Annotated in this window: 27 protein-coding genes; 16 read left to right on the top strand and 11 right to left on the bottom strand. The window is 54.9% G+C overall.

The features are described 5' to 3' along the window. Positions 1-118: 118 nt before the first annotated feature. The 7 genes from priA (at position 119) to rraA (ending at position 8,126) form a co-directional block, all read left to right on the top strand. Positions 119-2,317 carry a primosomal protein N' gene (priA, locus tag OGV67_RS01720; protein ID WP_286464850.1) on the top strand — a complete coding sequence of 733 codons (2,199 nt, stop codon included), beginning with the start codon at positions 119-121 and terminating at the stop codon, positions 2,315-2,317. A gap of 155 nt (positions 2,318-2,472) precedes the next feature. Next, positions 2,473-3,498 carry a DNA-binding transcriptional regulator CytR gene (gene cytR, locus OGV67_RS01715; protein WP_012133858.1) on the top strand — a complete coding sequence of 342 codons (1,026 nt, stop codon included), beginning with the start codon at positions 2,473-2,475 and terminating at the stop codon, positions 3,496-3,498. Between the two features lie 86 nt (positions 3,499-3,584). Continuing rightward, the gene (gene ftsN / locus OGV67_RS01710; RefSeq protein ID WP_024130660.1) at positions 3,585-4,589 is read left to right on the top strand and encodes a cell division protein FtsN; all 1,005 of its coding nucleotides are present in this window, start codon (positions 3,585-3,587) and stop codon (positions 4,587-4,589) included. Between the two features lie 91 nt (positions 4,590-4,680). Beyond that, positions 4,681-5,211 carry an ATP-dependent protease subunit HslV gene (hslV, locus tag OGV67_RS01705; RefSeq protein WP_012133860.1) on the top strand — a complete coding sequence of 177 codons (531 nt, stop codon included), beginning with the start codon at positions 4,681-4,683 and terminating at the stop codon, positions 5,209-5,211. 9 nt (positions 5,212-5,220) lie between these two features. Then, the gene (gene hslU / locus OGV67_RS01700) at positions 5,221-6,552 is read left to right on the top strand and encodes an ATP-dependent protease ATPase subunit HslU (RefSeq protein ID WP_012133861.1); all 1,332 of its coding nucleotides are present in this window, start codon (positions 5,221-5,223) and stop codon (positions 6,550-6,552) included. Between the two features lie 66 nt (positions 6,553-6,618). Next, entirely contained in the window at positions 6,619-7,548 is a 930-nt protein-coding gene (gene menA, locus OGV67_RS01695; protein WP_047459819.1) for a 1,4-dihydroxy-2-naphthoate polyprenyltransferase, read from the top strand. Positions 7,549-7,640: 92 nt separating this feature from the next. Next, the gene (rraA, locus tag OGV67_RS01690; RefSeq protein WP_012133864.1) at positions 7,641-8,126 is read left to right on the top strand and encodes a ribonuclease E activity regulator RraA; all 486 of its coding nucleotides are present in this window, start codon (positions 7,641-7,643) and stop codon (positions 8,124-8,126) included. Between the two features lie 165 nt (positions 8,127-8,291). On the opposite strand, the gene zapB is transcribed toward rraA, so the two are convergent. Continuing rightward, positions 8,292-8,537, bottom strand: a complete 246-nt coding sequence (gene zapB, locus OGV67_RS01685; RefSeq protein ID WP_012133867.1) for a septal ring assembly protein ZapB — start codon at positions 8,535-8,537, stop codon at positions 8,292-8,294. 390 nt (positions 8,538-8,927) lie between these two features. On the opposite strand from zapB, the gene OGV67_RS01680 reads away from it, so the two are divergent. Both OGV67_RS01680 and glpK read left to right on the top strand, forming a co-directional pair. After that, positions 8,928-9,773, top strand: coding sequence for an MIP/aquaporin family protein (locus OGV67_RS01680; protein ID WP_012133869.1), 846 nt, complete (start codon positions 8,928-8,930; stop codon positions 9,771-9,773). A 23-nt stretch (positions 9,774-9,796) separates the two neighbouring features. Then, entirely contained in the window at positions 9,797-11,305 is a 1,509-nt protein-coding gene (glpK, locus tag OGV67_RS01675) for a glycerol kinase GlpK (protein ID WP_012133870.1), read from the top strand. Between the two features lie 117 nt (positions 11,306-11,422). On the opposite strand, the gene OGV67_RS01670 is transcribed toward glpK, so the two are convergent. Both OGV67_RS01670 and OGV67_RS01665 read right to left on the bottom strand, forming a co-directional pair. Continuing rightward, positions 11,423-11,842, bottom strand: coding sequence for a helix-turn-helix domain-containing protein (locus OGV67_RS01670; RefSeq protein WP_049011786.1), 420 nt, complete (start codon positions 11,840-11,842; stop codon positions 11,423-11,425). After that, complete coding sequence (locus OGV67_RS01665; RefSeq protein ID WP_047459826.1) at positions 11,842-12,150, bottom strand: type II toxin-antitoxin system HigB family toxin; 309 nt, start codon at positions 12,148-12,150, stop codon at positions 11,842-11,844. Before OGV67_RS01665 ends, OGV67_RS01670 begins: the two co-directional genes overlap by 1 nt. A gap of 140 nt (positions 12,151-12,290) precedes the next feature. Here OGV67_RS01665 and glpX point away from each other — a divergent pair, with 140 nt between their 5' ends. Then, the gene (gene glpX / locus OGV67_RS01660) at positions 12,291-13,301 is read left to right on the top strand and encodes a class II fructose-bisphosphatase (RefSeq protein WP_012133873.1); all 1,011 of its coding nucleotides are present in this window, start codon (positions 12,291-12,293) and stop codon (positions 13,299-13,301) included. Positions 13,302-13,396: 95 nt separating this feature from the next. After that, on the top strand, positions 13,397-14,143 hold the full coding sequence (gene fpr / locus OGV67_RS01655; RefSeq protein ID WP_012133874.1) for a ferredoxin--NADP(+) reductase: 747 nt from the start codon (positions 13,397-13,399) through the stop codon (positions 14,141-14,143). Between the two features lie 75 nt (positions 14,144-14,218). On the opposite strand, the gene OGV67_RS01650 is transcribed toward fpr, so the two are convergent. Continuing rightward, the gene (locus OGV67_RS01650; protein WP_115615272.1) at positions 14,219-14,665 is read right to left on the bottom strand and encodes a DUF805 domain-containing protein; all 447 of its coding nucleotides are present in this window, start codon (positions 14,663-14,665) and stop codon (positions 14,219-14,221) included. Between the two features lie 100 nt (positions 14,666-14,765). Between OGV67_RS01650 and OGV67_RS01645 the strand changes: the two genes are divergently transcribed. Further along, on the top strand, positions 14,766-15,362 hold the full coding sequence (locus OGV67_RS01645; RefSeq protein WP_047459831.1) for a YiiQ family protein: 597 nt from the start codon (positions 14,766-14,768) through the stop codon (positions 15,360-15,362). A 114-nt stretch (positions 15,363-15,476) separates the two neighbouring features. Then, positions 15,477-16,244 carry a triose-phosphate isomerase gene (gene tpiA / locus OGV67_RS01640; protein ID WP_024130662.1) on the top strand — a complete coding sequence of 256 codons (768 nt, stop codon included), beginning with the start codon at positions 15,477-15,479 and terminating at the stop codon, positions 16,242-16,244. Between the two features lie 83 nt (positions 16,245-16,327). On the opposite strand, the gene OGV67_RS01635 is transcribed toward tpiA, so the two are convergent. The 6 genes from OGV67_RS01635 to cpxP form a co-directional block, all read right to left on the bottom strand. Then, positions 16,328-17,632: an SLC13 family permease gene (locus tag OGV67_RS01635; RefSeq protein ID WP_115615273.1), complete on the bottom strand. Its 1,305-nt coding sequence runs from the start codon at positions 17,630-17,632 to the stop codon at positions 16,328-16,330. Positions 17,633-17,705: 73 nt separating this feature from the next. Next, positions 17,706-18,455 (bottom strand): CDP-diacylglycerol diphosphatase, encoded by a 750-nt coding sequence (locus tag OGV67_RS01630; RefSeq protein ID WP_115615274.1) that lies wholly within the window; start codon positions 18,453-18,455, stop codon positions 17,706-17,708. Positions 18,456-18,558: 103 nt separating this feature from the next. Continuing rightward, positions 18,559-19,548: a sulfate/thiosulfate ABC transporter substrate-binding protein Sbp gene (gene sbp, locus OGV67_RS01625; protein WP_012133881.1), complete on the bottom strand. Its 990-nt coding sequence runs from the start codon at positions 19,546-19,548 to the stop codon at positions 18,559-18,561. A gap of 207 nt (positions 19,549-19,755) precedes the next feature. Then, the gene (pfkA, locus tag OGV67_RS01620) at positions 19,756-20,718 is read right to left on the bottom strand and encodes a 6-phosphofructokinase (RefSeq protein WP_012133883.1); all 963 of its coding nucleotides are present in this window, start codon (positions 20,716-20,718) and stop codon (positions 19,756-19,758) included. Between the two features lie 190 nt (positions 20,719-20,908). Beyond that, complete coding sequence (fieF, locus tag OGV67_RS01615; RefSeq protein ID WP_012133884.1) at positions 20,909-21,811, bottom strand: CDF family cation-efflux transporter FieF; 903 nt, start codon at positions 21,809-21,811, stop codon at positions 20,909-20,911. A 148-nt stretch (positions 21,812-21,959) separates the two neighbouring features. Beyond that, positions 21,960-22,460 (bottom strand): cell-envelope stress modulator CpxP, encoded by a 501-nt coding sequence (gene cpxP, locus OGV67_RS01610; RefSeq protein ID WP_012133885.1) that lies wholly within the window; start codon positions 22,458-22,460, stop codon positions 21,960-21,962. A 150-nt stretch (positions 22,461-22,610) separates the two neighbouring features. Between cpxP and cpxR the strand changes: the two genes are divergently transcribed. Continuing rightward, entirely contained in the window at positions 22,611-23,309 is a 699-nt protein-coding gene (gene cpxR / locus OGV67_RS01605; RefSeq protein WP_012133886.1) for an envelope stress response regulator transcription factor CpxR, read from the top strand. Then, positions 23,306-24,679 carry an envelope stress sensor histidine kinase CpxA gene (cpxA, locus tag OGV67_RS01600; protein ID WP_012133887.1) on the top strand — a complete coding sequence of 458 codons (1,374 nt, stop codon included), beginning with the start codon at positions 23,306-23,308 and terminating at the stop codon, positions 24,677-24,679. The genes cpxR and cpxA overlap by 4 nt, the downstream gene beginning before the upstream one ends. A 268-nt stretch (positions 24,680-24,947) precedes the next feature. On the opposite strand, the gene yiiM is transcribed toward cpxA, so the two are convergent. After that, entirely contained in the window at positions 24,948-25,619 is a 672-nt protein-coding gene (gene yiiM, locus OGV67_RS01595; RefSeq protein ID WP_115615275.1) for a 6-hydroxyaminopurine reductase, read from the bottom strand. 153 nt (positions 25,620-25,772) lie between these two features. Between yiiM and OGV67_RS01590 the strand changes: the two genes are divergently transcribed. Then, positions 25,773-26,663 (top strand): dihydrodipicolinate synthase family protein, encoded by an 891-nt coding sequence (locus OGV67_RS01590; protein WP_024130663.1) that lies wholly within the window; start codon positions 25,773-25,775, stop codon positions 26,661-26,663. The last annotated feature ends 2 nt before the right edge of the window (positions 26,664-26,665 follow it).

Raw genomic sequence — 26,665 nt, 5'->3', positions numbered from 1 at the left:
TGTGTATCAAAGGCGGCGAATCATACAGAATTTGACCAGCGTATGCAAACTGATCCGCGCTCCCTCATCACAATGTGTATACTAACCCGCCAGAATTCAAGTCAGCCAGGATGATTACATGCCCGTCGCGCACGTTGCCTTGCCCGTTCCGCTACCCCGCACCTTTGACTATCTCTTGCCAGAAGGCATGACCGTCAAAGCCGGGTGTCGGGTGCGCGTGCCGTTTGGCAAACAGCAGGAACGCGTCGGGATTGTGGTGTCGGTCAGCGAACAAAGCGAACTGCCGCTTAACGAACTGAAAGCGGTCGTTGAGGTACTGGACAGCGAGCCGGTCTTTTCGCCCTCCGTCTGGCGTTTGCTGCTTTGGGCGGCGGATTACTACCACCATCCAATGGGTGACGTTCTGTTTCACGCTCTGCCGATTTTGCTGCGCCAGGGGAAACCCGCCAGCAACGCGCCGATGTGGTACTGGTTCGCCACCGAAGACGGCCACGCTATCGATCTCAATAGCCTGAAGCGTTCGCCTAAACAGCAACAGGCGCTGGCCGCGCTGCGGCAGGGGAAGATCTGGCGCGACCAGGTGGCGGATCTTGAATTTAATGACGCGGCGCTCCAGGCGCTGCATAAAAAAGGACTGTGCGAGCTGGCGAGCGAAACGCCCGGCTTTAGCGACTGGCGCACCCATTACGCCGTCTGTGGCGATCGGCTGCGTCTCAATACCGAACAGGCCACCGCCGTTGGCGCCATCCACAGCGCGTCGGACAGCTTTTCTGCCTGGCTGCTGGCGGGCGTTACGGGTTCCGGTAAAACAGAGGTCTATCTCAGCGTACTGGAAAACGTCCTCGCTCAGGGCAAACAGGCGCTGGTGATGGTGCCGGAAATTGGCCTGACGCCGCAAACCATCGCCCGCTTTCGCGAGCGCTTCAACGCCCCCGTCGAAGTTCTGCACTCCGGGTTAAATGACAGCGAACGTCTCTCAGCCTGGCTGAAAGCCAAAAACGGCGAGGCGGCGATTGTCATCGGCACCCGCTCATCGTTGTTTACGCCGTTTAAAAACCTCGGCGTCATTGTGATCGACGAAGAGCATGATAGCTCCTATAAGCAGCAGGAAGGCTGGCGTTACCACGCCCGCGACCTGGCGGTATACCGCGCTCACAGCGAACAAATCCCGATTATTCTCGGCTCGGCAACACCGGCGCTGGAGACGTTATGCAACGTGCGACAAAAAAAGTACCGCATGCTGCGCCTGACGCGCCGGGCAGGCAACGCACGCCCTGCCCTCCAGCATGTGCTGGATTTAAAAAGCCAGAAGATCCAGGCCGGGCTGGCTCCCGCGCTTATCGCCCGTATGCATCAGCACCTGCAGGCAGATAACCAGGTCATTCTCTTCCTTAACCGCCGGGGATTTGCTCCTGCGCTGTTATGCCACGACTGCGGCTGGATTGCCGAATGTCCGCGCTGCGATCACTATTACACGTTGCACCAGGCGCAACACCACCTGCGCTGTCACCATTGCGACAGCCAGCGCCCGATACCGCGTCAGTGCCCTTCCTGCGGCTCCACGCATATGGTGCCGGTCGGGTTAGGGACAGAACAGCTTGAGCAGGCGTTGGCGCCCTTCTTTCCCGGCGTGCCGGTCTCGCGCATCGACCGCGACACCACCAGCCGTAAAGGCGCGCTGGAGCAGCATCTGGCGGAAGTCCATCGCGGCGGCGCGCGCATTTTGATCGGCACGCAAATGCTGGCGAAAGGGCACCATTTCCCGGACGTCACCCTGGTGGCGCTGCTGGACGTTGACGGCGCGCTGTTCTCGGCGGATTTCCGTTCGGCGGAACGTTTTGCCCAGCTTTACACTCAGGTTTCCGGCCGCGCCGGACGCGCCGGAAAACAGGGCGAGGTGGTATTGCAGACCCACCATCCAGAGCACCCTTTGCTGCAAACCTTGCTGCACAAAGGCTATGACGCTTTTGCTGAACAGGCGCTGGCCGAGCGGCAAACGCTGCAACTTCCGCCGTGGACCAGCCATGTAATTGTGCGGGCGGAAGATCATAACAACCAGCAGGCGCCGGTGTTCCTGCAACAGCTGCGTAATCTGATTCAGGCCAGCCCGCTTGCGGATGACAAGCTCTGGGTATTAGGCCCGGTGCCTGCGCTCGCGCCAAAACGCGGCGGCCGCTACCGTTGGCAAATTTTGTTGCAGCATCCGTCGCGAATTCGTCTGCAACATATCGTCAGCGGCACGCTGGCGCTCATCAATACGCTACCCGAATCCCGCAAGGTTAAATGGGTGCTGGATGTCGATCCCATTGAGGGATAACGGGTCACGATGCGAGGCGGATCGTAAAATTAAATATCCATCACACTTTTTATGAAAATTCTGTAACCGCTTCCATTAACTATCTGATAAAAATGTTTTCGATGTGAGTTAAACAAGGATAGTTCTGCGCCTGATTTCCCAGGCGAGGAGAGAGTGTGAAACCGAAGAAACAGGTTGCTGCCGCTACAATGAAAGATGTTGCTATGAAGGCGAAAGTCTCAACAGCAACCGTGTCCCGTGCGTTAATGAACCCGGATAAAGTCTCCCAGTCGACCCGTAACCGGGTTGAACAGGCGGCGATGGAGGTGGGATATTTACCGCAATCAATGGGGCGAAATAGCAAACGGAATGAATCACGCACCATCCTGGTGATCGTCCCGGATATTTGTGATCCCTTTTTCAGTGAAATCATCCGGGGCATTGAGGTTACCGCCGCAAGCCACGGATATCTGGTGTTGATTGGTGACTGCGCGCACCAGAATCAGCAAGAAAAGACCTTTATCAATTTGATCATCACCAAACAAATTGATGGCATGTTATTGCTCGGTTCACGCCTGCCGTTCGACGCCAGCATTGAAGAGCAACGAAATCTGCCGCCGATGGTGATGGCCAACGAATTCGCGCCGGAGCTGGAGCTGCCTACCGTTCATATTGATAACCTGACTGCGGCCTTTAACGCCGTAAATTATCTGCATGAACAGGGGCACCAGCGTATCGGATGCATTGCCGGGCCGGAGGAGATGCCGCTGTGCCACTACCGTCTGCAAGGCTATGTGCAGGCGCTGCGTCGCTGCGGCATTACCGTCGACCCGCATTATATCGCCCGGGGCGATTTCACCTACGAGGCGGGCGGCCACGCGCTGCAACAGCTGCTTGCGCTTCCGCAGCCTCCGACCGCCGTGTTCTGTCACAGCGACGTTATGGCGCTCGGCGCGCTCTCCTGGGCCAAGCGTCATGGTCTGAAAGTCCCTGACGATCTGTCCATCATTGGCTTTGATAACATTGCGCTGGCGGAATTTTGCGACCCGCCTCTGACGACGGTTTCACAGCCGCGCTTCGATATCGGGCGCGAAGCAATGCTGCTCTTGCTCGACCAGTTACAGGGGCAAAATGTCAGCAGCGGCTCGCGCTTGCTGGACTGCGAGTTAATTATTCGTGGTTCGACGCGAGCCTTAACTTAAACCTTTAAGACTCACCTATCTGGTCAAAAGCCCGCCGCTTAAGTAACATGGCGGGCTGACGAACGAATAAATACAGCGAAACGATAGTGGCACAACGAGATTATGTACGTCGCGGTCAACCGGCACCTTCGCGGCGCAAAAAGAGCACCTCACGGAAAAAGCAACGCAACACGCCTGCGGTTTCACCCGCAATGGTCGCTATTGCGGCGGCTGTCCTTGTGGCCTTTATCGGGGGTCTGTACTTCATTACTCATCACAAAAAAGAAGAGTCCGAAACGCTGCAAAGCCAGAAAGTGACCGGCAACGGGCTGCCGCCGAAGCCGGAAGAGCGCTGGCGCTACATTAAAGAGCTGGAAAGCCGCCAGCCGGGCGTGCGTGCGCCAACCGAGCCTTCTGCGGGCGGCGAAGTGATGAACCCGGAGCAGCTCACCAGCGAGCAGCGTCAGCTACTGGCGCAAATGCAGGCGGATATGCGCCAGCAGCCGACCCAGCTTAACGAAGTGCCGTGGAACGAACAGACGCCTGAACAGCGTCAGCAGACATTGCAGCGCCAGCGTCAGGCACAGCAGCAGGTACAACAGCAGCAGTGGGCTAACACCCAGCCGGTTCAACAGCCGCGTACGCAGCCACGCGTGACGGAGCAACCGTACCAACAGCCACAGCAGCAACCGCGTACGGCGCAGACTGCGCCTGCACAGCAGCCACGCCAGACGCAGCAGCCGAAGCAGACGACATCCCAGCAGCCTTATCAGGACCTGTTGCAGACGCCTGCGCACACCACGACTTCTCAGCCTAAAACGCAGCAGGCCGCGCCGATCGCGCGTGAACCTGAAGCGCCAAAACAGACGGCAGAGAAGAAAGATGAACGTCGCTGGATGGTGCAATGCGGCTCCTTCAAAGGCGCCGAGCAAGCGGAAACCGTGCGCGCCCAGTTGGCTTTTGAAGGCTTTGACTCCAAAATCACCACCAACAACGGGTGGAATCGTGTGGTCATCGGCCCTGTCAAAGGCAAAGAGAATGCAGACAGCACCCTTAACCGCCTGAAGATGGCGGGTCACACAAACTGCATTCGACTCGCCTCCGGGGGTTGAAACCCCCAAAATCCCCCCCATTTATATTTGCATTATGCCCCGTACCGCGTGCGGGGCCTGTATTCTGCATTTGTAACCAAGGGGTCTGCTCGTGACAACAATAGTAAGCGTACGCCGTAACGGCCATGTGGTAATCGCCGGTGATGGTCAGGCCACACTGGGCAATACCGTAATGAAAGGCAACGTGAAGAAAGTTCGCCGTCTGTACAACGATAAAGTCATTGCGGGATTTGCAGGGGGAACGGCAGACGCATTCACGCTGTTCGAACTGTTTGAGCGTAAATTAGAAATGCATCAGGGCCACCTGGTCAAAGCCGCCGTTGAACTGGCGAAAGACTGGCGTACCGACCGCATGCTACGCAAGCTCGAAGCGCTGCTGGCCGTCGCAGATGAAACCGCTTCACTGATCATCACGGGTAATGGCGATGTCATACAGCCGGAAAATGATCTGATTGCTATCGGCTCCGGTGGTCCCTACGCCCAGGCTGCGGCACGCGCACTGTTAGAAAATACCGAACTGGGCGCCCGCGAAATTGCTGAAAAGGCGTTGGATATTGCAGGCGATATCTGCATTTACACCAACCACTTCCACACCATTGAAGAATTACCGTCTAAAGCGTAAGGATCTCCCATGTCTGAAATGACCCCACGCGAAATCGTCAGCGAACTGAACAAGCACATCATTGGCCAGGACAACGCCAAGCGTTCCGTGGCGATTGCACTGCGTAACCGCTGGCGCCGCATGCAGCTCAACGAAGAGCTGCGCCATGAAGTGACGCCAAAAAATATTCTGATGATCGGCCCGACCGGCGTAGGTAAAACCGAAATCGCGCGTCGCCTGGCAAAACTGGCCAACGCGCCGTTCATCAAAGTTGAAGCGACAAAATTCACCGAAGTCGGTTATGTGGGTAAAGAAGTGGATTCCATTATCCGCGACCTGACCGACTCCGCGATCAAGATGGTGCGCGTTCAGTCTATTGAGAAAAACCGCTACCGCGCAGAAGAAATGGCGGAAGAGCGTATTCTCGACGCGCTGATCCCTCCGGCAAAAAATAACTGGGGTCAGGCTGAGCAACAGCAAGAGCCGTCCGCCGCGCGCCAGGCATTCCGCAAAAAACTGCGTGAAGGCCAGCTCGACGATAAAGAAATTGAGATCAATCTCGCAGCCGCACCGATGGGCGTTGAAATTATGGCGCCTCCGGGAATGGAAGAGATGACCAGCCAGTTGCAGTCCATGTTCCAGAACCTGGGCGGCCAGAAACAAAAACCGCGTAAGCTGAAAATCAAAGACGCAATGAAGCTGCTAATTGAAGAAGAAGCGGCCAAACTGGTGAACCCGGAAGAGCTGAAACAGGAAGCCATCGACGCCGTTGAACAGCACGGAATCGTGTTTATCGACGAAATCGACAAAATCTGTAAACGCGGCGAATCCTCTGGCCCGGACGTTTCCCGCGAAGGCGTACAGCGCGACCTGCTGCCGCTGGTAGAAGGCTGCACCGTCTCTACCAAGCACGGTATGGTGAAAACCGACCACATCCTGTTTATCGCCTCCGGCGCGTTCCAGGTGGCGAAACCGTCTGATCTGATCCCTGAGTTGCAGGGGCGTCTGCCGATTCGCGTTGAGCTGAAAGCGCTGACGACGGAAGATTTCGAACGCATTCTCACCGAGCCGAACGCGTCCGTTACCGTTCAGTACAAAGCGCTGATGGCGACTGAAGGCGTGGACATTGAGTTTACCGAATCCGGCATCAAACGCATTGCCGAAGCGGCATGGCAGGTAAACGAAACCACCGAAAACATCGGTGCGCGTCGTCTGCATACCGTTCTGGAACGTCTGATGGAAGATATCTCCTATGACGCCAGCGATCTGAATGGTCAGAGCATAACAATTGATGCGGAATATGTGAGCAAACATCTGGATGCGCTGGTCGCAGATGAAGATCTGAGTCGTTTTATCCTATAATCGCGTTCAATGCATTTTCATCACTGTTGATGGGGCTGAAAAGCCCCATTTTTATTGGCGCTAAATATGACTGAACAACAACAAATTAGCCGCTCCCAGGCCTGGCTGGAAAGTTTACGACCGAAAACGTTGCCGCTCGCGTTTGCGGCAATCATCGTCGGTACAGCGCTGGCATGGTGGCAAGGGTACTTCGATCCCCTGGTTGCGCTGCTGGCGTTAATCACCGCCGGGCTGCTGCAAATCTTATCGAACCTTGCCAACGATTATGGCGACGCCGTCAAAGGCAGTGATAAGCCTGACCGCATCGGGCCGCTGCGCGGGATGCAAAAAGGGGTGATCACCCGGCAGGAGATGAAGCGGGCGCTGATCATTACCGTGGCGCTGATTTGCCTCTCCGGTCTGGCGCTGGTGGCTGTCGCATGTCACACGCTGGCGGATTTTGTCGGATTCCTGGTGCTGGGCGGCCTGTCGATTATCGCCGCGATTACCTACACCGTCGGGAACCGTCCTTACGGCTATATTGGTCTGGGCGACATTTCCGTGCTGGTGTTCTTTGGCTGGCTCAGCGTAATGGGCAGCTGGTATCTACAGGCGCATACGCTCATTCCTGCGCTTATCTTACCTGCTACCGCCTGCGGACTGCTGGCGACCGCCGTGCTCAACATCAACAATCTGCGCGATATCAACAGCGATAAAGAAAACGGTAAAAACACGCTGGTGGTACGTTTAGGCGCGGTTAACGCACGTCGTTATCACGCCTGCCTGTTGATGGGTTCACTGGTCTGCCTAGCGCTGTTTAACCTGATTTCGCTGCAAAGCCTGTGGGGATGGCTGTTCATCCTGGCCGCACCGTTACTGATTAAACAGGCGCGTTATGTGATGCGCGAAATGGAACCCGCTGCGATGCGCCCGATGCTGGAACGTACCGTTAAAGCCGCGTTGTTGACTAACCTGCTGTTTGTCGTCGGGATTTTCTTAAGCCAGTGGGCGGTTTAACTGACAAATATCAATGAACAATTGATGATTTTGCAAACAGTACGCATAGCGCGATATACTAAAAATTCTCGCAGCAACTGAACGTTAAGCCTATGAAATACGATACTTCCGAGCTTTGTGACATCTACCAGGAAGATGTCAACGTCGTGGAACCACTGTTCTCTAACTTTGGAGGGCGGTCGTCGTTTGGCGGACAAATCATCACGGTAAAATGTTTCGAGGACAACGGGTTGCTCTACGATCTGCTCGAACAGAATGGCCGTGGTCGCATTCTGCTGGTCGATGGCGGTGGTTCTGTCCGTCGCGCGCTGGTCGACGCCGAACTGGCGCGTCTGGCTACGCAGAATGAATGGGAAGGGCTGGTCATCTACGGCGCGGTGCGTCAGGTAGACGACCTGGAAGAGCTGGATATCGGCATCCAGGCGCTTGCCGCGATTCCGGTAGGCGCCGCAGGTGAAGGAATCGGGGAAAGCGACGTCCGCGTCAATTTTGGCGGCGTGACCTTCTTCTCCGGCGATCATCTCTACGCCGACAATACCGGGATAATCCTCTCCGAAGACCCGCTTGATATCGAGTGATCAAAAAAGGCACCGTAAGGTGCCTTTTTTATTGCGTTGCCGCTCATAAACGATGCCGACTGTAGGCCTGATAAGCGTAGCGCCATCAGGCGATATTGCAGTGCCGGATGGCGGCTTACGCCTTATCCGGCCTACAACGCTGAGCGCAGCCAACACTGCTACGGCTCAGACTTCTTCCATACGACCCAGCAGCGCCTGCAAACGATCCTGCCACCCGCTCTGCTGTTCTTTCAGATGGTTGTTCTCACGCTCCAGCTCTTCACGCTGATGCTGAGCAGACTGTACATCCTGCGCCAGGCTGTTGTTCTTTTCTTTCAGCTCTTCGATTTCCATCTGCAAAAGCGTAATGGTATCAATCGCCTGCTGTACTTTTGCTTCCAGTTTCTCAAACACTTCTAATGACATGGCCATACCTCTCCTGAATTGCAAGGCGACGCTTCACGTAAACGCGCACAATATATAGTGCCGATTGTATGAAGCCGCGCCATCCCTGTCCAGCGACATACCGCGTAGATTGCGGTTTGCAACACTTTTCATCCTTGTCCTGGTGACATAACTCACATAACTCTAAAGTGTTAACATATTGGTTAATGAAATGATTCAGCTCACACTCCTGGTTTGTCGTAAAACGCGCTTCATGGCGCGATAACGCTCATTTTATTGACGCAGTACACACATTTTGATTTCGATATTTCTCGTTTTTGCTCGTTAACGATAAATTAACAGTATGCCTACAGGCATCGAAGGCGTCAGTGACCTCTTCGCAAACAATAAACATTAAACTCTCTTCAGGATCCGATTATGAGTCAAACATCAACCTTAAAAGGCCAGTGCATTGCTGAATTTCTCGGTACTGGGTTGTTGATTTTCTTCGGTGTGGGTTGTGTCGCTGCTCTTAAAGTAGCAGGTGCTACTTTCGGTCAGTGGGAAATCAGTATCATCTGGGGTCTGGGGGTGGCGATGGCTATCTACCTGACAGCAGGTGTCTCCGGCGCACATTTAAATCCAGCCGTAACAATCGCACTGTGGCTGTTTGCCTGTTTCGACAAACGCAAAGTTGTTCCTTTTATCATTTCTCAAGTTGCCGGCGCGTTTTGCGCAGCGGCATTAGTTTACGGGCTTTACTACAATCTTTTCGCTGATTTTGAACAAACGCACCACATCGTCCGTGGCAGTATCGAAAGTGTTGATCTGGCTGGCACTTTCTCAACATATCCAAATCCACATATCAATTTTGTGCAAGCCTTCGCGGTTGAGATGGTAATTACCGCTATTCTGATGGGGCTTATTCTGGCGCTGACCGATGATGGTAACGGCGTACCGCGCGGCCCACTGGCTCCTCTGCTCATTGGTTTACTGATCGCAGTAATTGGCGCTTCTATGGGGCCGCTGACCGGGTTTGCGATGAACCCGGCGCGTGACTTCGGCCCGAAACTGTTCGCCTGGCTCGCTGGCTGGGGGAACGTTGCCTTGACTGGCGGTAAGGATATTCCTTACTTCCTGGTGCCGATGTTCGGCCCGATTGCGGGCGCCATTCTGGGCGCATTCGCCTATCGTAAACTGATTGGCCGCCATTTGCCGTGTGATACTTGCGTGGTTGAAGAGAAGGACACCACCACTACCGCACAACAAAAAGCTTCGCTGTAATGTGACTACGGGACAAAAAAATTATGACTGAGAAAAAATATATCGTTGCGCTCGACCAGGGCACCACCAGTTCCCGCGCCGTCGTGATGGATCACGATGCGAATATCGTTAGCGTGTCGCAACGTGAATTTGAGCAAATCTACCCGAAAGCAGGCTGGGTAGAACACGACCCAATGGAAATCTGGGCCACCCAAAGCTCAACGCTGGTTGAAGTGCTGGCGAAAGCAGACATCAGTTCCGATCAGATCGCAGCAATCGGTATTACTAACCAGCGTGAAACCACCATCGTCTGGGAACGTGAAACCGGCAAACCGATTTATAACGCGATTGTCTGGCAGTGCCGCCGTACCGCCGAAATCTGCGAACGCCTGAAGCGTGACGGCATGGAAGATTACATCCGCAACAACACCGGTCTGGTGATTGACCCGTACTTCTCCGGCACCAAAGTGAAGTGGATTCTCGATCACGTAGAAGGCTCCCGTGAGCGCGCACGTCGCGGTGAACTGCTGTTCGGTACGGTGGATACCTGGCTTATCTGGAAAATGACGCAGGGACGCGTACACGTCACGGATTACACCAACGCTTCACGTACCATGCTGTTCAACATCCATACCCTGGACTGGGATGACAAAATGCTGGATGCGCTGGATATCCCGCGCGCCATGCTGCCGGAAGTGCGTCGTTCTTCAGAAGTGTACGGCCAGACGAACATCGGGGGTAAAGGCGGCACGCGTATTCCAATCGCCGGGATCGCCGGTGACCAGCAGGCGGCGCTGTTCGGCCAGCTGTGCGTCAAAGAGGGGATGGCGAAAAACACTTACGGCACCGGCTGCTTTATGCTGATGAACACCGGCGAGAAAGCGGTTAAGTCCGAAAACGGACTTTTGACCACCATCGCCTGCGGCCCGACCGGCGAAGTGAACTACGCGCTGGAAGGGGCGGTGTTTATGGCTGGCGCATCCATTCAGTGGCTGCGTGATGAGATGAAACTCATTAGCGACGCATTCGACTCTGAATATTTCGCCACCAAAGTGAAAGATACCAACGGCGTATATGTTGTTCCGGCCTTTACCGGTCTGGGCGCGCCGTACTGGGACCCGTATGCGCGCGGCGCCATCTTCGGTCTGACCCGTGGCGTAAACTCCAACCACATCATCCGTGCAACGCTGGAATCGATCGCTTACCAGACGCGCGACGTGCTGGAAGCGATGCAGGCGGACTCCGGTATTCGCCTGCACGCCCTGCGCGTTGACGGCGGCGCGGTTGCCAACAACTTCCTGATGCAGTTCCAGTCAGACATTCTTGGTACGCGCGTTGAGCGCCCGGAAGTGCGCGAAGTAACGGCGCTGGGTGCGGCGTATCTGGCAGGTCTGGCGGTGGGTTACTGGCAGAACCTGGATGAGTTGCAGGAAAAAGCGGTCATCGAGCGTGAATTCCGTCCAGGCATCGAAACCACCGAGCGTAACTTCCGTTACAGCGGCTGGAAAAAAGCGGTCAAACGCGCCCTGGCGTGGGAAGACCACGAAGAGTAATACTGACATGCCGGATGGCGGCTTCGCTTATCCGGCCTACAGGTACTTATTATAATTTGATTACCATAGAGTAATACCACTCCAAAAGAGCGGTATTACTCGAATGTAAGACACGGTTTAAAGAAACCACTCTGGCTTCACACCGAAGCGAGCAGAGAGTGCCTTAATGTGAGCGATAGTCAGAGAGCGCTGACCAGATAAGATCTGACTCACCAGCGACTTTGAACCGATCTCCTCTTTCAGGTCTGAGTAGGACAGCTTGTACTGGTCAATCAGAGTACGTAGCAGCGCCACGCCAACCGGCATTTCAGCGATATCTTTATTGAACTCAGCGAAACGGTCGCTGTTATCCTCATAATCGGCAATTTTGCTCGCCAGGAAGTCAATGAGCGGGTTCTCATCGTCGTTCTCGATCAGATAATCCACCAGAGACAGCGCTTCACGGTAATCGCTCTCTGAAGAGCTGCCTCCCAGGAAAGGAACAGCAGCGACGAGTTGTTTGGTTGCTTCAATGGCTTTTGCAGTGTCGGTATTCATTATTTGTTCTCCCTGTAATAGCGGGTCAACTTGTCATATTCAGCGTGGGTGCTGATGTGCTTCACATAGAAGCGTTTATTCACAAAATTGATGTAGGCGATAACCCTCAAGTTGTTGCCTCCCACATCCAGAACCCACCATTTGTTCCGGTACTTAAAATTGTCCAGGCTCGGTATCAGAGTTCTCATCTCAGTCGGAGAAGAGAAGTCAGTTTCACGCATTAAGCGGTACAGCGCCCGTATGGCTAACGAATCGTTGGGATATCGCTTTGCCGCTTCCTCAAAAGGTTCTTTTGAAATGACGTGCATCTTGCGTTCGTTCCATCCGTTTACATTATGTGAACACCATAGCATGGTATTTTACTGTTTACAATATGTGAACACTTCCTTCAGATTGCCCCCTCCCCTGTGCTACACTTCGCGCCATTCCTTTCTGCTACGAGTTTGCTATGAGACGAGAACTTGCCATCGAATTTTCCCGCGTAACGGAAGCGGCGGCGCTGGCTGGCTATAAATGGCTGGGACGCGGCGACAAAAATACCGCTGACGGCGCAGCGGTAAACGCCATGCGTATTATGCTCAACCAGGTCAATATTGACGGTACCATTGTCATCGGCGAAGGTGAGATTGATGAAGCGCCCATGCTGTTTATCGGTGAGAAAGTCGGCACCGGCCGTGGCGATGCGGTAGATATCGCCGTCGACCCTATCGAAGGCACCCGTATGACGGCGATGGGCCAGGCGAACGCGCTGGCGGTTCTGGCGGTCGGCGATAAAGGCTGTTTCCTCAACGCGCCTGATATGTACATGGAAAAGCTGATCGTCGGGCCGGGCGCTAAAGGATCTATCGACCTGAATCTGCCGCTGGCGGACAACCTGCGCAACATCGCAGCCGCCCTCAGCAAACCACTCAGCGAACTGACGGTTACGATTCTGGCCAAACCGCGTCATGACGCGGTGATTGCAGAGATGCAGCAGCTTGGCGTGCGCGTATTCGCCATTCCTGATGGCGACGTGGCGGCCTCTATTCTGACCTGTATGCCGGACAGTGAAGTGGACGTGCTGTACGGCATTGGCGGCGCGCCGGAAGGCGTTGTCTCCGCAGCGGTGATTCGTGCGCTGGATGGCGACATGCAGGGCCGTCTGCTGGCGCGTCACGACGTCAAAGGCGACAGCGAAGAGAACCGCCGCATTGGCGAGCAGGAGCTGGCACGCTGTAAAGCCATGGGCATTGACGCCGGTAAAGCGCTGCGTCTGGACGAAATGGCGCGCAGCGATAACGTCATCTTCTCCGCCACCGGGATCACCAAAGGCGATCTGCTGGAGGGGATTAGCCGCAAAGGCAATATCGCTACCACCGAAACGCTGCTGATTCGCGGCAAATCGCGCACTATCCGCCGTATTCAGTCCATCCACTATCTGGATCGCAAAGACCCGGATGTGCAGGCGCATATCCTGTAACTGATTTGTTCGATTGAGCCTTCCGGCCCTTCGGGGCTGGAAATCTTTCGTTCAACGAACGAAGATAAGGGTATTGCAGCAGACAGGAGAAGATCATGGCAGATTGGGTAACAGGAAAAGTCACGAAGGTACAGTACTGGACCGACGCCCTGTTTAGTCTGACCGTTCACGCCCCCGTTCATCCCTTCACCGCAGGCCAGTTTACCAAGCTCGGACTGGAGATCGATGGCGAACGCGTACAACGCGCCTATTCCTATGTGAATGCGCCCGATAATCCCGATTTAGAGTTTTACCTGGTGACGGTTCCCGAAGGCAAACTAAGCCCACGTCTGGCGGCGCTTAAACCTGGCGATGAAGTACAGGTGGTGAGTGAAGCGGCGGGGTTCTTTGTTCTGGATGAAGTGCCTGACTGCGACACCCTGTGGATGCTGGCGACCGGAACGGCCATTGGCCCTTATTTGTCGATTCTGCAACTCGGTAAAGACCTGGAGCGCTTTAACAACCTGGTACTGGTGCATGCCGCGCGTTACGCCGCTGATTTAAGTTACCTGCCGTTAATGCTGGAATTGCAAAAGCGCTACGAAGGCAAGCTGCGCATTCAAACTGTCGTCAGTCGGGAAACCATCGCAGGCTCGCTTACCGGGCGCGTCCCCGCGCTGATTGAAAGCGGCGCGCTGGAAGCGGCGGTCGGTTTACCGATGGACACCGAGACCAGCCATGTGATGCTGTGCGGAAATCCACAGATGGTGCGTGATACGCAGCAGCTGCTGAAGGAGACCCGGCACATGACCAAACACCTGCGTCGTCGTCCCGGGCACATGACCGCTGAGCACTACTGGTAAGCACGGTTGCAGGCCCGGTAAGCGCCAGCGCCACCGGGCGCTCTGCCGGATAGCGGCATAAATGCCTTATCCGGCCTACGGTTTATCGCCTGCCTGAGGCTCTGCTTTAAACTTCACATCCTGCGTTTCTTTGCCGAACTTATTCTCGCCCTGAGTGCCGACAAACGCCCCCAGATCGATAAACACCATGACCAGAATGAGCGTCGGGACAAAGCGCCCCACGACCCACTGCCACATTCCCGGCAACATCACCCAATTTCCGGCCAGCAGCATCCACGCCAGAATCATCAATAACGCCCACAGGCCGGAGCGCCCCCGGTCATGCAAACGCTTAACCATGACCGCCGCCGTGGGCCAGAGCAGACACACCAGACAAAATGCCGCCGTCTGGATATCGAGTAAGTTCTTGCTCGCCAGCGAAAACAGCACCAGCATGCCGACAAACCAGAAACCGAGCCAGATCCAGAAATCACGGCGTCCAATACGCCCTTTAAATGAGAATAACCACTGCTGTATGGTCATGTAAGTTCCTTTATTATTGCCTTCGCTGTCAGTTTACCCTTTTGACAAGCCCGACAGTTATCGTTTTAATCGTGAGCAGTCCTAACGAAAGGTAAGATTGATGAAGCCAGGGTGTACACTGTTTTTATTATTGTTTTCCGCCATAACTGCGAGCACAACGGTGCTGGCGGAGGCATCGCCGTCTGCGACGACCGCGCCCTACCTGCTGGCTGGCGCGCCGACGTTTGATCTCTCCATCAGCCAGTTTCGCGAAAACTTTAATCAGCAAAATCCCCGGCTTCCACTGAACGAATTTCGTGCTATCGACAGCAGCCGCGACAGGGCGAACCTGACCCGCGCCGCCAGCAAGATCAATGAAAATCTGTACGCCTCAACGGCGCTGGAGCGCGGTACGTTAAAAATCAAAAGTATGCAGATTACCTGGCTTCCCATTCAGGGGCCCGAGCAAAAAGCCGCCAAAGCCAAAGCGCAGGAATACATGGCGGCGGTGATCCGCACCGTCGCCCCGCTTCTGACAAAAGAGCAAAGCCAGCAAAAACTGCAAAAATTACTCACAGCGGGCAAGAATAAGCACTACTACGCCGAAACGGAAGGCGCGATTCGCTATGTTGTCGCAGACAACGGGGAAAAAGGGCTGACCTTCGCTGTTGAACCGATTAAGCTAGCGCTATCGGAGAATCTGGAAGGGCTGAATTAAGTGACAAAAAGCAAAGCCTTTCGAGGGAGGGATCTCTATACTGTTTCACAGACCATGCCGTCCCTGAAGGGCGGCCATCTTCCTTAATTCGCTGACAAAGCGTGGAGAAATGAAATGCGACATCCTTTAGTGATGGGTAACTGGAAACTGAACGGCAGCCGCCACATGGTAAACGAGCTGGTGGCTAACCTGCGTAAAGAACTGGCTGGCGTTGCTGGCTGTGCAGTTGCGATTGCACCGCCGGAAATGTATATCGACATGGCGAAACACGCCGCTGCCGGTAGCCACATCATTCTGGGCGCGCAGAACGTTGACCTGAACCTGTCTGGCGCATTCACCGGTGAAACTTCTGCTGAAATGCTGAAGGATATCGGCGCGCAGTACATCATCATCGGCCACTCTGAGCGTCGTACTTACCACAAAGAGTCTGACGAGCTGATCGCAAAGAAATTCGCTGTGCTGAAAGAGCAGGGTCTGACTCCGGTTCTGTGCATCGGTGAAACCGAAGCAGAAAACGAAGCCGGCAAAACTGAAGAAGTCTGTGCTCGTCAGATCGACGCGGTACTGAAAACTCAGGGCGCTGCGGCGTTTGAAGGCGTGGTTATCGCTTACGAACCTGTATGGGCGATCGGTACTGGCAAATCCGCCACTCCGGCGCAGGCGCAGGCTGTTCACAAATTCATCCGTGACCACATTGCCAAAGCTGACGCGAAAATCGCTGAGCAAGTGATCATCCAGTACGGCGGTTCCGTAAACGCAGCTAACGCGGCAGAACTGTTCGCTCAGCCGGACATCGACGGCGCGCTGGTTGGCGGTGCTTCCCTGAAAGCTGACGCGTTCGCGGTGATCGTTAAAGCAGCGGAAGCGGCTAAACAAGCTTAATGCTGTTGTGGCGGGTGGCGCGTGCGCTTACCCGCCACACAAAATCACAGGCCCGGTAAGCATTAACGCCGCCGGGCTTTTTTTTACAAACGCCCCAGTAAACTAAACCACACGTAATCCAGCGGCAACAGCACCAGATACGTTGCCAGCGCCAGTGCCAGACACAGCGTCATACCTGGTTTTGCCGGGACTTTCCCTAATGCCATCGCCACCACAATCGGCGACGCCTGATACGGGAGCAGCGGCGTGGAGTATCCCAATACCTGAATCATAATCACCGACAGCAGCGGAAAACCGGTTGCGTCGGAAAAACTCTGCGCCAGCGTGGTATACAGCGCCGGAACGCCGTTCGCCGTCATAATAAAATTCAGCGCGGTGGTAATGCCGGTCAGCGCCAGGAAACTGGTGAAGGGCTTTTCCGGGTCCAGCGGCATGACATGCAGCAGCGCCTCGCCCACCGCATTGCCAATGCCGGTTTGCGTCACGGTGATCGCCAGCCCCAGAATGCCTGCCACATAAATACAGGTGCGGATATTCACGCCGCTGGAAAACTCTTCCCCGTTGATGAACCCCACGCGCGGCAACAGTGTGATCACCGCCGCCGCCAGCCCGGTCCACGCCGGGCCAATACCGTGCCAGCTTTCGCTGACCCACATCGCCAGCACCACCGCCAGCATCCACGCCAGCCGTTTCTCCGCACAGCTCATCGGCGCAGGCGGCGTCAGGTCGCGAGGCGCATGCGGTTTACCGGGAAACAGCCAACAAATCAGGACGATTAACAGCGCGCCTTTCAACCAGCCCAGAACAGGCGTATGCAGCAGAAGATACGGCAGATAGTTCAGGTGGATGCCATACGAGCCTTCCGCCGCCCCGCTCATCACCAGGTTAGGTACGTTAGCAGGCAGGATAGTCGCGGAGAGCTGGAAGGTTCCAAAGCCCACCGCAAGCGCCAGTCCGTACCAGGCGCGCGTGCCATCGGCAATCCCGGCACGTTTCGCCATCGCCGCGACAATGGGCATCAGCAGCGCGATACGCCCCATATTGGACGGCATCACAAACGCCAGCGCATAGCTGAGCAGCACCACGCTCGCCACCATCAGCGGCCATGAGTCGGTCAGTCTGGCGGATAAGGCGCGCGCCGCCCTGTCTGCCAGCCCTGTTTTGCGAATCGCCACCCCCAGCACAAAACCGCTAAAAACCAGCCAGAAAGCCGACGAGGCAAAACCGCCAAAAATGACGTCCGGCGGCGCGATCTTCGCCACCATCGCCACGGTAAAGAACAGCAGCGCGGTAATAAACTCCGGCAACAGCGAGGTTGCCCAGAGCAGAATGGTCACGCCGACCACCAGCGAAGGAATGAACAGAGGGTGTGTAAGCCAGAGCGACATGCCTGTCTCCTGTTGTTTTTTTCAACAAGAATACGGAGACAGGCAGGTGGAGTAAACGCCAGATTAGGTGGGGTTACTGCAAAATCTCACATTGATGATCCTGAATTTCCTCAGCGGAAGCGAGGTTAAACGCCAGCAGGTTGCGCTGCGTCGCCAGCAAAACAAAAGAGTCGTCGCTCTGGCGCACCACCGCCAGCGCATAGCTGCCCATGTGCTCACGCGCATCCGGCACTTCTTCCGCCAGCATCATGAACGGGCTGCGTTGCGCCAGCTCGCTTTCCGTCACCCGACGCGCCAGATATTCATTCCCGCGCAATCCGCCCGGCAGCGGCAGCCATCGGGTACTCACTTTCGCCAGATTATCATCCAGTTTCGCTCGCACATCAGGGCGCAGGCAGGAGATGTGGATATGAAAGTGGTTTTGCGTCCGCCCGGAGCGTGAGTTAATCGCCAGCGAAATGGCGCTATCTGGAATATCTTTGCCGTACTTTTGGCTCATAAAGCTGCGCGCCTGCCAGGCTAGCCAGAAGAAGTTCGGCGTGTAGGGCTCCACCAGCAGCGGGCTTTCCGTACCGTTGATGCGGTACGTCGGCATCAACAGATACTGCAACGGGCCGTTACGATCTTTAAACACGACATACCCGGCATCCGGTTTCACTTCAGCGCATGGCGCAGGATTTTGCTGTTGCAGTTGGTTCGGTACACATTGTTGCAGAACAATATCCCGCAATGCGTTCGGATTAGCGGCCAGCTTCCAGTAGCCAATGCCCGCGACGGCGGCAACAATCACAACCGCCAGCAAAAAATAACCTGTTTTTTTCATTACTCATTCCCTGTCTCTTATTGACGTGCAAGAGTAACGCAAAATGATGACAAATAAAAAAGCCCGGTCGCACGATGCCACCGGGCTGGAAAAGCCATTTACATTAGCGTTTGCTGATTTGGTCGAACGTACCGCCATTAGAGAAATGCTCTTTCTGCGCTTTCGTCCACCCGCCAAACTCCTCGTCAATGGTGAAGAGTTTCAGCTTCGGAAATGCATTTTCATATTTCTTCGCCACTTCAGGGTCGCGTGGGCGATAGAAGTTTTTCGCCGCAATTTCCTGCCCTTCCGGCGAGTAGAGATACTTCAGATAGGCTTCCGCCACGGCTTGCGTCCCTTTTTTCTCCACGACTTTATCCACCACGGAGACGGTCGGTTCTGCAAGAATTGATTCGCTCGGCGTCACGATTTCGAATTTATCTTTGCCCAGTTCGTTCGTCGCCAACAGCGCTTCGTTCTCCCAGGCGATCAGCACGTCGCCAATCCCACGCTCAACAAAGGTGTTGGTTGAACCGCGCGCGCCAGAATCCAGCACTTCCACGTTCTTAAATAACGCTTTTACGAAGTCCTGCGCTTTGGCCTGATCGTTGTTGTTGTGGTGCAGGGCGTATCCCCACGCAGCCAGATAGTTCCAGCGTGCGCCGCCAGAGCTTTTCGGGTTCGGCGTAATCACCGACACGCCCGGTTTTACCAGGTCGTTCCAGTCATGGATTTGCTTCGGATTGCCTTTACGCACCAGGAAAACGATGGTGGACGTGTACGGCGCGGAGTTGTCCGGCAGACGTTTGATCCAGTTTTTGTCGATACGACCGCGCTCTGCAATGGCATCAACGTCATAAGCCAGCGCCAGCGTCACCACATCGGCCTCAATACCGTTAATGACTGACGTCGCCTGCTTACCGGAACCGCCATGCGACTGACGGATCACCACGTTGTCGCCCGTTTCTTGTTTCCAGTGCGCGCTAAACGCTTTGTTGTACTGATCGTACAGCTCGCGCGTTGGATCGTAAGACACGTTAAGTAACTGAATATCCTTCGCCAGAACGCTGGTCGATGCCAGCAATAATGTTAACCCCACGCCCCATTTATTCATCGCCCAGCTCTCTTATGTAGTGTTGTGATGAGTAAAGCGTGCCAGAAAGGAATCCAAACATTAAAGAATAAAAAAAGATTGGCTATAACTTGAGGGAATAAATGAAGGATATTGCCGGATGCTGGCTAACGCCTTATCCGGCCTACAGGCCGTACTGTTGTAGGCCGGGTAAGGCGAAGCCGCCACCCGGCACAATACACACAACGATCAGTACAGCTTTTTAGCGCAATCCAGCCAGTCACCTTTGAACGGACGCTTCATGTTTTCGATAGCGTCGATGATGTCATGGTGAACCAGTTGTTCGTTCTGGATGCCCACACAACGTCCGCCAAAACCTTCCAGCAGCAGTTCAATGGCATATGAGCCCATACGGGAAGCCAGAATACGGTCGTAAGGCACCGGAGAGCCGCCACGCTGGATGTGACCCAGTACGGTCGCACGCGTTTCACGGCCAGTCTCTTTCTCGATGTAGTGCGCCAGTTCATCAACGTCACACATATGTTCGGTGATCGCGACAATCGCGTGTTTTTTACCTTTCGCGATGCCCGCTTTGATTTCCGCAACCAGATCGTCACGGCTGAATTCCACTTCCGGCACCACAACAAACTCACAGCCCCCAGCGATAGCCGCCGCCAGGGTCAGGTCGCCGCAGTAACGCCCCATCACTTCAACGATGGAAATACGCTGGTGAGAGGAAGAGGTGTCACGCAGACGGTCAATCGCTTCCACTACCGTACCCAGCGCGGTGAAATAACCGATGGTGTAGTCAGTGCCTTTGATGTCGTTGTCGATCGTGCCCGGCAGACCGATGCACGGGAAGCCCATTTCAGTCAGACGTTTTGCACCCATATAGGAACCGTCACCGCCGATAACAACCAGCGCGTCGATGCCACGTTTTTTCAGGTTTTCGATAGCCACTGCGCGAACATTTTCATCGCGGAATTCCGGGAAGCGCGCGGAACCGAGGAAAGTACCGCCACGGTTGATCATGTCGGACACGCTGTAACGGTCGAGCTGAACCATACGGTCTTCATACAGACCCAGGTAGCCATCATAAATACCCATTACTTCCAGTCCTTCCGTCAACGCTGCGCGTACAACACCACGGATTGCTGCGTTCATGCCAGGCGCATCACCGCCGCTTGTCAACACACCGATTTTCTTAATCATGACTACCTCTGAACTTTGGAATGCAAAATGAAATCTGTTGCCGGAAGCCGATACTGTTACTGCACATCGGGACGATCCAACGAATATGCAGATAGTATAACAACCGCTTCCTGCTGAATTGATTCAGGTCAGGCCAAACGGCGGTAATTTATACACAAAATGCTGGCCTTGCTCACTTTTTTACAACGAATTACGAAAGCTCAAACCTCTTGCCTTCCCTGGGTACGACTGAACAGGGGTCCTGGTGGATAATGACATCCGAACCCGGAAAACGCCGCAAAATCGCCTGCTCTACCTGTTCAGCCACCAGATGCGCCTGAACGAGCGGCAGATTATCTTCCATTTCCAAATGAATCTGAATAAAGCGGGTCGGCCCTGACTGCCGCGTGCGAAGATCGTGAGCACCGTTGACGCCCGGCCACGATGTCACGATATCAATAATTTCCTGACGTTCCTCATCGGGCAGCGCGCGATCCAGTAACGACTGCACTGCCTCATACCCCATACGTAGTGCGCTGTATAGAATATAGATGCCGATTCCCAACGCAAACAAGGCGTCCGCGCGATGCCAGCCATACCAGGCCAGCCCAAGCGCAACGAGAATCGCTCCGTTCATCATAACATCAGACTGATAATGAAGCATATCTGCCCGTACTGCCTGACTTTGCGTCTTGCGCACAACCCAACGCTGAAACGTGACCAGAATGATCGTACAAACCAGGGCGATAAGCGTCACCACGATCCCGACGCCCGGTTCGTTCATTGGCGTAGGGGTAATCAGATGCTGAATACCGGTCAAAAACAGAAACAGCGCCGAGCCGGAAATAAACATGCTCTGCGCCAGCGCCGCCAGCGACTCTGCTTTGCCGTGTCCAAAGGTGTGTTCATCATCCGCCGGTTGCAGCGAATAGCGCACCACTAACAGGTTAGTCAGCGACGCGGCAATATCCACCAGCGAGTCAACCAACGCAGCCAGAATACTCACCGACCCGGTGTACCACCACGCAAAAATTTTGATCAAAAGTAACAGTGACGCCATCACTGTCGCGGCAATTGCCGCCCGGCTGACCAGTCGCCCATAGGTTTGATTCATAAACACTCCTGCCTTTCCATGCCGGTAGTATAACGGATGGAGTAAAACAGTAAGGCAATAACCGGATGACAAATTTTGGACAAAAAAAACCCCTCCATCATGGAGGGGAAGACAGGGATGGTGTCTATGGCAAGGAAAACAGGGTTTGTTACTGGGAACGTGAGTTGCTACTACTCAATAACTTCAACGAGGAGCCGTTTTGCCATTGCGCCACATCGCGCAGTTGCTCCATTCGTTGTTGATGCTTCTCATTTAAAACCGCTTGCTGCTCCGGCGTTAACAGGCGATACATCTGGTTGCGAACCCTGGCCATTTCGACCTGACGGGCAACCTGTTCTTGCGCCATTTTTTCTGCCTGAGCGCGCACAGCGTTTTCATCAAATTTTTCTGCGATGACAAGGCGATGCATTGTCTCCATTTCGCTAACATTAACAGGAGGCTGTTCGTGTCTTGCCTGCTGCATCAGATCTCGCATCTGTTGACGCTGATGTTCGGTTAAACTTATGCCGTCGAACATATGGCTCTGCGTACTGCGCTGCGTAAGTCCTTCACCTTGATGCCAGTTATCGCCTGTAACGACTTCAGCAGCGTGGCTTAAAGGACTGAGTGCCAGCGTTGAGGCCATGACGGCAGCGGTAACTTTGCGCATCACTTGCTCCCAAAATCTTTTCTGTCGCGATTCAACGAGAGACAGTTTACGATTCGGGCTGCAAACATGCGTCAGGGGGTGTAAAACAACGTAAAGTCATGGATTAGCGACGCCTGATGACGTAATTTCTGCCTCGGAGGTACTTAAACAATGAATAAAATCCTGTTAGTTGATGATGACCGAGAGCTAACTTCCCTGTTAAAGGAGCTGCTCGAAATGGAAGGCTTCAATGTGCTGGTTGCCCATGACGGGGAGCAGGCGCTTGAGCTTCTGGACGACAGCATTGATTTACTTTTGCTCGATGTCATGATGCCGAAGAAAAACGGTATTGATACGTTGAAAGCGCTTCGCCAGACACACCAGACCCCTGTCATTATGCTGACCGCGCGCGGCAGCGAACTGGATCGCGTACTCGGCCTTGAGCTGGGCGCGGATGATTATTTACCTAAACCGTTTAACGACCGCGAACTGGTCGCGCGTATCCGTGCGATTCTGCGCCGCTCGCACTGGAGCGAACAGCAGCAGAACAACGACAACGGCTCGCCGACGCTGGAAGTGGATGCGTTAAGCCTCAATCCGGGTCGCCAGGAGGCCAGCTTCGATGGTCAAACCCTGGAGTTAACCGGCACCGAATTTACCCTGCTCTATCTGCTGGCACAGCATCTCGGCCAGGTGGTTTCGCGTGAACATTTGAGCCAGGAAGTGCTGGGTAAACGCCTGACGCCGTTTGACCGCGCGATCGACATGCATATCTCCAACCTGCGTCGTAAGCTGCCGGAGCGTAAAGACGGGCACCCGTGGTTTAAAACCCTGCGTGGTCGCGGTTATTTGATGGTTTCCGCTTCATGATAGGCAGTTTAACCGCGCGCATCTTTGCCATCTTCTGGTTGACGCTGGCGCTGGTGCTGATGTTGGTATTGATGTTACCCAAGCTCGACTCACGCCAGATGACCGAGCTACTGGACAGCGAACAGCGCCAGGGGTTGATGATTGAGCAACATGTAGAAGCTGAACTCGCGAACGATCCACCCAACGATTTAATGTGGTGGCGTCGCCTGTTCCGTGCGATCGACAAGTGGGCGCCGCCAGGACAGCGGTTATTGCTTGTGACCACTGAAGGACGCGTGATCGGCGCAGAACGCAGCGAAATGCAGATCATTCGTAACTTTATTGGTCAGGCGGATAACGCCGATCATCCGCAGAAGAAGAAATATGGCCGCGTTGAGATGGTAGGCCCGTTCTCTGTCAGAGACGGGGAAGATAACTACCAGCTTTATCTGATTCGACCGGCCAGCAGTTCCCAATCCGATTTTATTAATCTGCTGTTTGACCGCCCGCTCTTGTTGCTGATCGTCACCATGCTGGTCAGTTCGCCTCTGTTGCTTTGGCTGGCCTGGAGCCTGGCGAAACCGGCGCGTAAGTTGAAAAATGCGGCGGACGAAGTGGCTCAGGGTAATCTGCGACAACATCCAGAACTGGAAGCAGGCCCGCAGGAATTTCTTGCGGCTGGCGCCAGCTTTAACCAGATGGTGACCGCGCTGGAACGTATGATGACCACGCAGCAGCGTCTGCTGTCGGATATCTCGCACGAGCTACGCACTCCGCTTACGCGTCTGCAACTGGGCACCGCGCTGCTGCGTCGCCGTAGCGGCGAGAGTAAAGAGCTGGAGCGCATCGAGACCGAAGCGCAGCGGCTGGACAGCATGATCAACGACCTGCTGGTGATGTCGCGTAATCAACAGAAAAACGCGCTGGTCAGCGAAACGATGAAAGCCAATCATCTGTGGGGAGACGTGCTGGATAACGCCGCCTTCGAAGCCGAGCAGATGGGCAAATCGTTAACGGTGAACTTCCCGCCGGGGCCGTGGCCGTTATACGGCAACCCTAGCACCCTGGAAAGCGCGCTGGAGAACATTGTCCGTAACGCCCTGCGCTATTCGCACACGAAGATTGAAGTCGGCTTCGCGGTGGATAAAGACGGCATTACGATAACGGTTGATGACGATGGCCCGGGCGTTAGCCCTGAAGACCGCGAACAGATCTTCCGCCCGTTTTATCGTACCGATGAAGCGCGCGATCGGGAGTCCGGTGGAACAGGGTTGGGGCTGGCCATCGTTGAGACCGCGATCCAGCAGCATCGCGGTTGGGTGAAAGCCGAAGACAGCCCGCTGGGCGGCTTACGGCTGGTGATCTGGCTGCCGTTGTATAAGCGTTCTTAAGTCTCGCTGTGGTGCCGGATGGCGGCGTGAACGCCTTATCCGGCCTACGGAAACCGCACGTTGTAGGCCCGATAAGCGCAGCACCATCGGGCATTACGCCGGATGGCGGCGTGAACGCCTTATCCGGCCTACGGGAAACCGCACGCTGTAGGCCCGATAAGCGCAGCACCATCGGGCATTACGCCGGATGGCGGCGTGAACGCCTTATCCGGCCTACGAAAAACCGCACGTTGTAGGCCCGATAAGCGCAGCGCCATCGGGCGTTACATCATCCACGTAAACGTCGTGACTGATCTTCAATTTTGCCGCTCAAACGGCGCTTCTGCATCGTTCTGGTCCAGCTTTTCGATAACCCCGCTGCCGACAGCAACCGATGATACTGGTCGTCGTCGAACGGCATATGCCAGGCTATCGCAATCGCCTCCTGTACGCTCACATCGCTGACGCGCGACGCCAGAATCAGCGGCGCATCCGCCGATACCTGCCCCGGCGCGATAACGCTGTACAGCCAGCCGGTTTTCCCGGCGTTCTGCATCTGCGTCGCCATATCGCTAATGCCGAAATGGAAGTTGAGCTTAAAGCACGGCGAACGTGGCTGAGTCACCTGAATCAGCGCCTCTCCCCACTGAAAAATATCGCCGATAAAAACATTTTGCTCAGTCAGACCGTCGGTCGAAAGGTTTTCGCCAAACGCGGGCGCGACAAACAGATCCGCCTGCGCCGGGAATTGACGCGCCCAGTGCAGATAGTGTTCACGGGGATAATGGCACAGCGCGCGATCGGGCCCGCCGTGAATTTTCATCTCGGCCTGCTCATCACCGGCAAGGCCCAGATCGCTAAGCATCAGCTCGCCATCAACCTGGATTTTCGCAATGGCGCTGGGACGACTTCCCGCATAGTCCCGAATTTTGCCCGTAAACACCTCGACCGGATATCGCATCAGCTTCCCTCTCCCGACAAATAATCCTCATTAGAGCATATTTATTTTGTCTCAGCCGCTCAAAATGAGAGCCGGGTTCACATGATGCGCCAGCAGACGTGCTATCAATTAAAGTGATTTTGAAACACCATTTCATAATAAGGAGTCAACAACGTGACAGTACAATCGCAGTTTGCTGGCGTCTGGTGTCCTTCCATTACGCCGATGGACAATGACGGAAAAGTCGATCTCAATGGCCTGAGCCAGCATCTCAAACGCCTTACCGAGGCCAACATTGATGTTATTTTGCTGATGGGCAGCATTGGCGAATTTGCGTCTTTCACGCTGGAAGAGCGGCTGATGCTGATCCGCGAGGCCCGCGCGATGAGTTCGCTGAAGATGGTTGCCAATGTCTCCTCCACCTGCACCGGCGACATCCTGCTTATGGCGCAGGAAGCGTACCGCGTCGGGTACGATGCGGTGATGATTCTGCCGCCGTATTACTACGGGCAGACGTCGAAGCAGCTTCTGAGCTACTTCCGCCAGCTTGGTAACGCCCTGAGCGGCAAATGGTTTGCCTACAATTTCCCGGCACGCACCGGCTGCGATTTAACGCCGGATCTGGTGGCGACCCTTGCCGCCGAATTCCCGAATTTTGCCGGGATTAAAGATACCGTCGACTGCCAGTCCCATACCCGCAGCATGATTCAGACCACCCGCGCGGTACGCGACGATTTTGCCGTGCTCTCCGGCTATGACGAGTATTACATTCCCAACCTGCTGGCGGGCGGCGCAGGCATTATTTCCGGCTTAAACAACGTGATGCCGGAGCTGTTTGTCAGCGCGCGGGAGGCGTTTAAGCAGGGTGATTTGCAAACGTTGCGCGATATCCAGGAGAAAATCGGCACGTTTATGTCCATTTACGCGATTGGCGAGGATTTTGTAACCACGATTAAAACCGTGGTATCGCGTAAGTTCGGCTATTGTACCGGCGTGTCGCGTAATGCGGGAGGAGAACTGAACGAGCACGAGCGTCGCACAATTGATGAGGTGTTTGGCCGTTAATT

The organism is Citrobacter sp. CK188, assembly GCF_030333525.1.
Taxonomy (GTDB): domain Bacteria; phylum Pseudomonadota; class Gammaproteobacteria; order Enterobacterales; family Enterobacteriaceae; genus Citrobacter_B; species Citrobacter_B koseri.
This window is presented reverse-complemented; position numbering and strand designations above follow the sequence as displayed.